General features: G+C 64.6%; 9 protein-coding genes. 5 read left to right on the top strand and 4 right to left on the bottom strand.

The window, feature by feature from the left end:
• Positions 1-529: MarR family winged helix-turn-helix transcriptional regulator (locus AC0L3A_RS37455; RefSeq protein WP_473256282.1), on the bottom strand; the 529-nt coding region annotated here is incomplete at its 3' end.
• Between the two features lie 176 nt (positions 530-705).
• On the opposite strand from AC0L3A_RS37455, the gene AC0L3A_RS37450 reads away from it, so the two are divergent.
• Genes AC0L3A_RS37450 through AC0L3A_RS37440 form a run of 3 tightly spaced genes read left to right on the top strand, consistent with a single transcriptional unit; the run spans position 706 to position 4251 of the window.
• Positions 706-1746 carry a branched-chain amino acid ABC transporter permease gene (locus tag AC0L3A_RS37450; protein WP_007599693.1) on the top strand — a complete coding sequence of 347 codons (1041 nt, stop codon included), beginning with the start codon at positions 706-708 and terminating at the stop codon, positions 1744-1746.
• Positions 1747-1753: 7 nt separating this feature from the next.
• Positions 1754-3523, top strand: coding sequence for a branched-chain amino acid ABC transporter ATP-binding protein/permease (locus tag AC0L3A_RS37445; protein WP_007599692.1), 1770 nt, complete (start codon positions 1754-1756; stop codon positions 3521-3523).
• Positions 3520-4251 (top strand): ABC transporter ATP-binding protein, encoded by a 732-nt coding sequence (locus tag AC0L3A_RS37440; protein WP_007599691.1) that lies wholly within the window; start codon positions 3520-3522, stop codon positions 4249-4251. Before AC0L3A_RS37445 ends, AC0L3A_RS37440 begins: the two co-directional genes overlap by 4 nt.
• A gap of 224 nt (positions 4252-4475) precedes the next feature.
• Here AC0L3A_RS37440 and AC0L3A_RS37435 read toward each other — a convergent pair whose 3' ends face one another.
• Positions 4476-5099, bottom strand: coding sequence for a pyridoxamine 5'-phosphate oxidase family protein (locus AC0L3A_RS37435; RefSeq protein WP_007599689.1), 624 nt, complete (start codon positions 5097-5099; stop codon positions 4476-4478).
• A gap of 120 nt (positions 5100-5219) precedes the next feature.
• Here AC0L3A_RS37435 and AC0L3A_RS37430 point away from each other — a divergent pair, with 120 nt between their 5' ends.
• A complete protein-coding gene (locus tag AC0L3A_RS37430) occupies positions 5220-6104 on the top strand; it encodes a LysR family transcriptional regulator (RefSeq protein ID WP_007599687.1) in 885 nt (294 codons plus the stop codon).
• Positions 6105-6109: 5 nt separating this feature from the next.
• On the opposite strand, the gene AC0L3A_RS37425 is transcribed toward AC0L3A_RS37430, so the two are convergent.
• Positions 6110-6529: a PaaI family thioesterase gene (locus AC0L3A_RS37425; RefSeq protein ID WP_007599679.1), complete on the bottom strand. Its 420-nt coding sequence runs from the start codon at positions 6527-6529 to the stop codon at positions 6110-6112.
• A gap of 218 nt (positions 6530-6747) precedes the next feature.
• Entirely contained in the window at positions 6748-7917 is a 1170-nt protein-coding gene (pobA, locus tag AC0L3A_RS37420; protein ID WP_007599677.1) for a 4-hydroxybenzoate 3-monooxygenase, read from the bottom strand.
• Between the two features lie 215 nt (positions 7918-8132).
• On the opposite strand from pobA, the gene AC0L3A_RS37415 reads away from it, so the two are divergent.
• The gene (locus AC0L3A_RS37415) at positions 8133-9149 is read left to right on the top strand and encodes a TRAP transporter substrate-binding protein (protein ID WP_007599675.1); all 1017 of its coding nucleotides are present in this window, start codon (positions 8133-8135) and stop codon (positions 9147-9149) included.
• The last annotated feature ends 155 nt before the right edge of the window (positions 9150-9304 follow it).

Here is a 9304-nt window from a genome sequence, read left to right as displayed (position 1 = left end):
AGAAAATGACCCTGCGGTCGCTGCCGAACAGGATGATCCCGAGCCACAGATTATTGGCGGCGCACTTGAGCAGCTCGTTCAGCCGAGCCTCGTGCTTGGTGGCGACGAGCTTCTTGGCGCGGGCCAGCACGGCCTTGCCCTTGTCGGTCAGCACCAGGATGTGCGAGCGGCGGTCGTTGGTGGAGCGGATCCGCGCGCAAAGGTCGCGGCTCTCGAGATTGTCGAGCATCGCCACGAAGTTCGGGCGCAGGATGCCGAGGGTGGAGGCGATCTCGGTCTGGTTACGGCCGGGGTTTTTCTCGACCAACAGCAGCACTGAGAACTGCGCCGGCGTGAGCTGGAGCGAGGCCATGCAGCGCAGGAAGTTCTCGAACACCTTGAGCTGTGCCCGCTTCAGGACATAGCCGAGCTGCTCCGAGAGCTCGCCGAGCTGGAGGGCTTCGCCAGGCCCGTCGGCCGCGTCCTTGCGGCCCTTGGCGGTCTCGGCGGGTTTTTCAGAGGACTTTTCAGCGGTTTTGGAAACGGTCATCGCCTCATGCTCGCAATCCCGTTAAGTTCGGGAGGATCGTTCGCCACTCTTGATGTTATATTTGATAATTGTTATGGACCATATCAAATATCGTCAGCGCTGTTCAATGGCTGTGAGCGGACCGTCCACCACAATCAGGGGACCGGTCCTGAATCTTTGAGGGGGAGCGTCCGGTCTTGAATACCACCATCATGCTGTTCCTGCTGCAGGACGGCATCACCAATGGCGCGATTTATGCGCTGCTCGGCCTGGCGCTGGTGCTGGTGTTCGCCGTCACCCGCGTCATCCTCATCCCGCAGGGCGAATTCGTCACCTATGGCGCGCTGACCTATGCCTCGCTGGCCGCGGGCCAGATGCCGGGTACGGCGAAACTCGCGCTCGCCCTGGGCCTTGGCGCCTTCGCGTTCGACCTGTTCGCCGCGCGCAAGGCGTTGCACGGGCGCCTGGTGCTGCGCAGCATCCTGACCAACATCGTGCTGCCGGCCATCGTGCTGGCGCTGACTGTCTACTACACCGCTCAGAAGCCGCCGGTTGCGGTCTGCATCGCGCTGTCGCTGGTGATCGTGGCGATGATCGGCCTGTTTCTCTACCGCATCGCATTCCAGCCGCTGGCGCACACTTCGGTGCTGGTGCTGCTGATCGCCTCGGTGGGCGTCCACCTCGCACTTCAGGGTTTGGGCCTATTGTTCTTCGGCGCCGAAGGTCAGCGCGGACCTGCCGTACTGTCGGGATCTTTCACCACCGGCGCGCTGCGCTTCACAGGCCAGAGCATCACGGTCTACGGCATTACCATCGCCTTCATCGTCGGGCTGTGGCTGTTCTTCGGGCTGACACTCTACGGCAAGGCGCTGCGCGCGACCGCCGTGAACCGGCTCGGTGCCCGGCTCGTCGGCATCCGCACCACGCTATCCGGGCAGATCGCCTTCCTGCTGGCGTCCGTCATCGGCGCACTGTCGGGCATCATGATCGTGCCGATCACGACGCTCTATTACGACTCGGGCTTCCTGATCGGCCTGAAGGGCTTTGTCGCCGCGATCATCGGCGGGCTTGTCAGCTACCCCCTCACCGCGGTCGCGGCGCTGGTCGTCGGCATCGTCGAGGCGTTCTCGTCCTTCTATGCCTCCAACTACAAGGAGGTGATCGTTTTCATGCTCTTGATTCCCGTGCTGCTGCTGCGCTCGCTCGCAGCGCCTGCGGTCGAGGAAGAGAAGGACTGACGCCAAAATGCAGAGCCGGCTCCCCATCCTCATCTTCGCGCTGATTATGGCGGCGATCCCCTTTGTTCCGGGCATGCCCCCGTTCTGGATCGTGCTGCTCGACAATGTCGGCCTCACCGCCCTGGTCGCGATGGGCCTCGTGCTGCTGACCGGCGTCGGCGGCCTGACCTCGTTCGGACAAGCGGCCTTCGTTGGCTTCGGCGCCTACACCACCGCGGTGCTGTCAACGACCTACGGCATGTCGCCCTGGCTAACGCTCCCATTGTCGCTGCTGGTCAGCGGATTGCTGGCGGTGCTGCTCGGCCTCGTCACAGTCCGTCTCTCTGGCCATTATCTGCCGCTCGGCACGCTCGCCTGGGGGCTCGGCTTGTTCTATCTCTTCAGCAAGCTCGAATTCCTGGGAAGAAACGACGGCATCTCGGCGATCCCGCCGCTGTCGATCGGCTCGTTCAAAATGCTCTCGCCCGGCTCGATCTACTACGCGATCTGGGTTGCCGTGATCCTCTCGGCGCTGCTCACGATGAACCTGCTGGACTCCCGCACCGGCCGCGCCATCCGCGCGCTCCGGCGCGGCCATGTCGCGGCCGAGGCGTTCGGCGTGCACACGCCGCGGGCGAAAATGCTGGTGTTCATCCATGCCGCCGTGCTCGCCGGCCTCTCCGGCTGGCTTTACGCCCATCTTCAGCGCGCGGTGAACCCGACGCCGTTCGGCGCGCAGGCCGGCATCGAGTATCTCTTCATCGCCGTGGTCGGCGGCGCCGGCTATGTCTGGGGTGGCGTCCTGGGCGCGGCGCTCGTCGTGGTCCTCAAGGAAGTGCTGCAGAGCTATCTGCCGCTGATCCTGCCCGGCTCCGGCCAGGTCGAGACCATCGTGTTCGGCATCATGCTGGTGGCGCTGCTTCAGCTCGCACCCGGCGGCGTCTGGCCCTGGCTGATGTCGTTCCTGCCCCAGCGCACCGGTGGCAAAAAGCCGGACACCTCGCTCAAGCTGGAGCAGCGCACCCGCTCCCCCGGCCAATCCAGCGTCCTGCTTCAGGTCGAGAAGGCCCGGAAGCAATTTGGCGGCGTGGTCGCGGTGAACAACGTCTCCTTCGACGTCCTGGCTCGCGAGATCGTCGCGCTGATCGGCCCCAACGGCGCCGGCAAGAGCACCACCTTCAACCTGATCACCGGCGTGCTGTCGGCCACCTCAGGCTCGATCTCCGTGCTCGGCAACAAGGTCGACAGGGCACCGCCGCAGGAGATCGTCAAGCTCGGCATCTCCCGCACCTTCCAGCACGTCAAGCTGGTGCCTGACATGACCGTGCTGGAGAACGTCGCGATCGGCGCCCATCTGCGCGGCCATTCGGGGCCGATCTCCTCGATGCTGCGGCTCGACCGCACTGATGAGGCAAAGCTGCTCGCCGAAGCCGCCCGCCAGATCGAGCGGGTCGGACTTGGCGAGCAGATGCATCAGCTCGCAGGCTCGCTTTCGCTGGGACAGCAACGGATCGTCGAGATCGCCCGTGCGTTGTGCGTCGATCCGATGCTGCTGCTGCTCGACGAGCCGGCCGCCGGCCTGCGCCACATGGAGAAGCAGCGGCTCGCGAGCCTCCTGCGGGAGCTGCGCGACGGCGGCATGAGCGTGCTGCTTGTCGAGCACGACATGGGCTTCGTCATGAACCTCGCCGACCGCATCGTGGTGCTCGATTTCGGCACCAAGATCGCAGAAGGAACGCCGGCCACGATCAAGACCAATCCCGAAGTGATCAAGGCCTATCTCGGAGTGGCGGCATGACCGCGCTGTTGTCCGTCGCCGACGCCCATGTCGCCTATGGCAAGGTCGAGGCCGTGCGCTCGGTCTCGCTCGAAGTCGGCCAGAACCAGATCGTCACCATCGTCGGCGCCAATGGCGCCGGCAAGACCACGCTGCTCTCCGCCATCATGGGCATCTTTCCGCTGAAGGGGCGCGTGGCATTCGCAGGTCAGGATCTGTCGCGACTCGACATCGAGGACCGCGTCGCCATGGGACTTGGCCTCGTTCCCGAGCACCGCGAATTGTTCGTGACCATGAATGTCGAGGACAATCTCGAGTTGGGGGCCTTCCGCATCGAGAGAAGCAAGGCGAAAGCCTCGATGGAGCGGGTCTACGCGCTGTTTCCGCGGCTCAAGGAACGGCGCAAGCAGCTCGCCGGCACGCTCTCCGGCGGCGAGCAGCAGATGCTCGCAATGGGCCGCGCCCTGATGGGCGAGCCCAAGCTCCTGATGCTGGACGAGCCGAGCCTCGGCCTCGCCCCGATCATCGTCGCCGACATTTTCCGCATCGTCACCGAACTGCGCGCCGCCGGCGTCTCCGTACTGCTGGTCGAGCAGAACGCGCAGGCCGCATTGAAGATCGCGGATCAGGCCTATGTCATGGAGCTCGGCGAGTTCGTGCTCAGCGGTAAGGCCAGCGACATTGCGGCGAACGAGCGCGTCGCCGCCAGCTATCTCGGCTTCCAGCACGAAGGCGCGAGCGGGCTGTAAGTTCGAGAAATTGCTGACGCCGCACGCGCTGTCTTCTTCCCTTCTCCCCTTGCGGGAGAAGGTGGCGCGAAGCGCCGGATGAGGGGTATCTATCTAAACGGAAAGTGCTTCATTCGTGGAGAGAGACCCCTCACCCGTCTCGTCGCTCCGCGACGAGCCACCCTCTCCCGCAAGGGGACAGGGTGCACGCCGCAAGTCGCTCTAGCTTTCATTGGCAGGTAAGCTCAACTCGCGGCCTTCTCCCCCTTCAGCGCCGCGACCTCCGCCTCCAGCTCCGTGATTTTCGCATCTCTTGCCGCCAGCGCCGCTGCCACATCCGTCGCGTCGAACTTCTGCGGGATGTGCTGCGGGCAGTTCGTGTCCCACGCTTCGATCTTGAACAGGATCACCTGCTCCGGCCGGGCGCGGTAGCCTTTCGGCATCAGCGATGTCGTCAGCGCCTCGTCGTCTTCGACCACCCGCGCCTCGCCCCAGATCTTCACCCGGCGGCGATGGGCGTAGTCCATCACGAAGATGTAGGCCTTGGGATTTTCGGACAGATTTCCCTGCGTGATGTATTGCCGATTGCCGGCATAGTCCGTGAAAGCCAGCGTCTGCTTGTCCAGCACTTTCAAGAAGCCCTTCGGGCCGCCGCGATGCTGGATGTAGGGCTGTCCGTCGGCCGAGGCCGTGGCAAGATAAAAGCTGTTGGCGTCGGCCAGGAACGCCGCGAGGTTTTCATCGACCTCGGTGCGCCAGCCGCGCTGCTCGGCATGCGCATAGCCTTCGCGGGATCCCTTTCGGGTCTGGATCGACTTCACCGCCGGCGTGAATGCGACGTCGCTGGCATAGGTGTGAGTTGCCGTCATCGGACCATCTCCTGAAATCCCGGCGCATCCCTGCGTCTTCGCCACCTAAAATGGACTTTTCGCCGGCTAAAACAATCGGCCCGCTTGACACTTCATCATTGCGGTATATGCAACAATACCATGGATCGCCTCGAGGCCATGCATGTTTTCGTCACCGTCGCTGACCTGCACGGCTTCGCGCCGGCGGCACGAAAACTGCGGTTGTCCCCCTCCGCGGTGACGCGGCTGATCGCGGCGCTGGAGGAGCATCTCGGCGCGCGCCTGTTGCAGCGGACCACCCGTCAAGTGACCCTGACCGACGTCGGCACGCGCTATCTGGAGCGTGTGCGTCGTATCCTGGCCGATGTCGAGGAGGCCGACGGCTCGGCACGGGAGGAGCGCAACCGGCCGAGCGGGCGGCTGGTGGTGTCGGCGCCGGTCGGCTTCGGCCGGCTCCATGTCGGGTCTGTCATGACCGCCTACCTCAAGCGCTATCCCGAGGTCGCCTGCGAATTGCGGCTGTCGGACAATTTGGTCAATCTCGTGGAAGATGCCGTCGACGTCGCGGTGCGGATCGGCCATCTCGCCGACTCCTCGCTCGTGGCGCGCCAGGTCGGCGAGATGCGTCGGATCGTTGTGGCGACGCCAGGCTATCTGAAGCGCCATGGCGAACCGAAGACGCCGGAGGCACTGCTTACGCACCAGACCATCGCGTTCGGTCCATCCGCGAACTGGCGCTTCGTGCAGGACGGCCGCGACATCGAGGTGGCGCCGAATCCACGCTTCGCCAGCAACAGCGCCGACGCCGCCCTGCAATATGCCGAGGCCGGCGGCGGCGTGACCCGGGTGCTGGCCTATCAGGCCGCCGAGGGCTTGCGGCGCGGGCGCCTCAGAATCGTGTTGGCGAAATACGAGCAGCCGGCGCTGCCGATCCACATCGTCTACCCGACCTCGCGCCTGCTCTCCGCCAAGGTGCGCGCCTTCGTCGATCTCGTGGTGGAGACGGCGGGGTGGAAATTCGGGTGACGCCCTCACCCCTTTTTCGGCACGACGCGAAAGGTGCCGCTGGCGCGCGCGATCACGGCGCCGTCGGCCTTCGCGAGGCACTGCGCGAAACAGATTGTGCTGCCGGTCTTGATCGCCTCGCCCTCGACCGCGAGCCATTGGCCGATCTCGCCGGCGCCGACATAGTCGACCGACAGCGAGATCGTGACCAACGAGGTGGTCCAGCCGGTCGCCTGCGCGCAGCTGTAGCCCATGGCGGCATCGGCCAGCGCTGCGATCAATCCGCCATGGATCAGCCCGCGCGCGTTGGTGTGCGGTGTTGCGAGCCGCAATCCCACGGTGACGCCGTTGTCGGTCTTCCTGGAGTAAAGCGGCTCCCAGGGGTCGGTGAGCGGGGCTTTGCGGAAATGCGGCTCGAAGCCGGCGGGGATGTCGGTGCTGGTCATGTCCATCTCGCGTTGGTGGCTGCCGCCATTGAACGCGAGGGACGTGACGGTTGCACCACCTACAAAGTTTTAAACGGAATTTGCGCGGGTGTTTGAAAGAAGTGGCGCCGGCGCGAGCACTCGTAGGGTGGGCAAAGGTGCGCAGCGCCGTGCCCACCATCTCGCGCGAAGACAACGCTGGTGGGCACGCTTCGCTTTGCCCACCCTACAGCACCGTCCTAAAACGGCAGCCCCACATAGTTCTCCGACAGTGATGTCATCGCGGCTTGGGACTGCGTGACGTAGTCGAGCTCGGCGAGCTGGATGCGCGCCCCAATCGTACCGGTGTCCGGAAATTTGTGCAGCATCGAGGTCATCCACCAGGAGAACCGCACGGCTTTCCAGACCCGCGCCAGTGCCTTCGCGGAATAGGCGTCAATGCCGGCGCTGGATTTTTCGTCGTAGAACTCGCGAAATGCGCTCGACAGATAATGCGCATCGCTCGCGGCCAGATTCAGCCCCTTGGCGCCGGTCGGCGGCACGATATGGGCGGCATCACCGCACAGGAACAACTTGCCGAAACGCATCGGCTCGGCGACGAAGCTGCGCAGCGGCGCAATGCTCTTCTCGATCGAGGGGCCCGTGATCAGGCTGTCGGCGGCGTCCCGGTCGAGGCGGCGCTTGAGCTCGTCCCAGAATCGATCGTCCGGCCACTGGTCGACATGGTCGTCGAGCGCGCACTGCACATAGTAGCGGCTGCGCCTGGTCGAACGCATGGTGCACAGCGCAAAGCCGCGGACGTGGTTGGAATAGATCAGCTCGTGGCTGACCGGCGGCGTCTCGGAGAGGATGCCGAGCCAGCCGAACGGATAGATGCGCTCGAACTCCTCGATGGCCGAAGCCGGAACGCTGGCGCGGCTGACGCCGTGAAACCCGTCGCAGCCGGCGACGAAGTCGCAATCGATCGTGTGGGTGACGCCATCTTTCATGTAGGTTACGCGCGGGTGACCGCCGTCGAAATCGTGCGGTTGTACGTCCTTGGCCTCGTAGACCGAGGTGAGACCGGCGGCGTTGCGCGCATCCATCAGGTCGAGCGTGACCTCGGTCTGGCCGTAGATCATGACCGTCTTGCCGGTCGCAGCCTTCATGTCGATGCGGTGCCGGCGCCCCGAAAAGGCGAGCTCGATCCCTTCATGCACCAGCCCTTCGGCATGGGCCCGTGCGCCGGCGCCGATCTGGTCGAGCAGCGCGACTGTTCCCTCCTCCAGCAGTCCGGCCCGGATGCGGCCGAGCACATAGTCCGGGCTCTGCCGCTCCAGAATGACATTGTCGATGCCATAGCGGTTCAGCAGTTGCCCAAGCAACAATCCAGCCGGCCCTGCCCCGATGATTGCGACTTTTGTCCGCAATACTTGCTCCTCCCGATCCGGTAGGCTTTCGGCGTGGCTCGCTTGTCGCAGCTGTCCGCACACGATAATTATATCATATAACGGTTGGGCAAAAAGGGAGTGCGCGGCGGCACGCCGCGCCAGTTCCGGCTTGAACGCGCCGGCCAATTAGATAACATGTTAAATAACGAGACCGGGCCATCGAAGCCCGCCGTCAAAAGAGGGAGAGACGCGTGATGAGGAAAGCCTGTCTGGCGTTGCTGCTGGCAGCAAGCGTGAGCCCTGCGTTCGCGCAGGACAAGACCTTCGATTTGAAGATCTCGCACTGGGTGCCGGCCTCGCATCCGCTGCAGAAATCGCTCGAGGATTGGGCCGCCGCGGTCGAGAAGGATTCCGGCGGCACCATCAAGGGCAAGGTGTTTCCGGCCCAGCAGATGGGCAAGGCCTTCGATCATTACGACATGGCGCGCGACGGCATCGCCGACGTCACCTATGTCAATCCCGGCTACCAGCCCGGCCGCTTCCCGATCATCGGCGCCGGCGAATTGCCGTTCCTGATCTCGGATGCCAAGGGCGGCTCGATGGGGCTGGATGCGTGGTATCGCAAATACGCCGAGAAGGAGATGAAGGACGTCAAGTACTGCCTCGCCTTCGTCCACTCGCCGTCTTCCTTCCACTCCCGCACCAAGAAGATCGTGATGCCGGAGGACGTGAAGGGCCTGAAGATCCGCCCCGCCCACGCCACCATGGCGAATTTCGTCACCTCGCTCGGCGGCACCAATGTGCAATCCTCCGCGCCCGAAGTACGCGACATCATCGAGCGCGGCGTCGCCGACGGCGTCACCTTCCCCTGGGGTTCGCTGGTGCTGTTCGGCATCGACAAGGTGACCAAGTACGACATGGAGGCGCCGCTCTACACCACGACCTTCGTGTTCGTGATGAACAAGGACAAGTACAATGCGATGTCCGACAAGCAGAAGGCCGCGATCGACAAGAATTGCACGGTCGAGATGGCCGGTGTGGTCGGCGAGCACTGGGGCAAGTTCGAGGACGCCGGCATCGACAAGGTCAAGGCGGAAACCAGCCACGAGGTCTACAAGCTGACGCCCGAGCAGACCGCCGCCTGGAAGAAGGCTGCCGAGCCGCTGGTGAAGACCTGGGCCGACGGCGCAAAGAAGGCCGGCGCGGATCCGGATGCGGCGCTTAGCGAGCTGAAGGCCTCGCTGAAGAAGTACAACGCGCTGGCGGAGTGACGCTGAATCGGAGCCGCAGACTCGCTGCACCTCTCCCGCTTGCGGGGGAGGTCGGCGCGAAGCGCCGGGGGGGGGCGCTGGGCACGCGGGGGCCGGTGATTGCGGCGGGGGGGGGGGGCCCCCCCCCCCCCCCCCCCCCCCGCCGCGGGCGGGGG

Source organism: Bradyrhizobium sp. MI1.3 (assembly GCF_055811695.1).
The sequence above is the reverse complement of the archived record's forward strand: the minus strand, read 5'-3'. Positions and strand labels throughout refer to the sequence as shown.

What these genes read in the sequence shown, in the direction of transcription:
- AC0L3A_RS37435 (WP_007599689.1), bottom strand. Translation starts at nt 5,099, where the DNA reads ATGACGGCAACTCACACCTATGCCAGCGACGTCGCATTCACGCCGGCG.
- AC0L3A_RS37440 (WP_007599691.1), top strand. Translation starts at nt 3,520, where the DNA reads ATGACCGCGCTGTTGTCCGTCGCCGACGCCCATGTCGCCTATGGCAAG.
- AC0L3A_RS37415 (WP_007599675.1), top strand. Translation starts at nt 8,133, where the DNA reads ATGAGGAAAGCCTGTCTGGCGTTGCTGCTGGCAGCAAGCGTGAGCCCT.
- AC0L3A_RS37430 (WP_007599687.1), top strand. Translation starts at nt 5,220, where the DNA reads ATGGATCGCCTCGAGGCCATGCATGTTTTCGTCACCGTCGCTGACCTG.
- AC0L3A_RS37425 (WP_007599679.1), bottom strand. Translation starts at nt 6,529, where the DNA reads ATGACCAGCACCGACATCCCCGCCGGCTTCGAGCCGCATTTCCGCAAA.
- AC0L3A_RS37445 (WP_007599692.1), top strand. Translation starts at nt 1,754, where the DNA reads ATGCAGAGCCGGCTCCCCATCCTCATCTTCGCGCTGATTATGGCGGCG.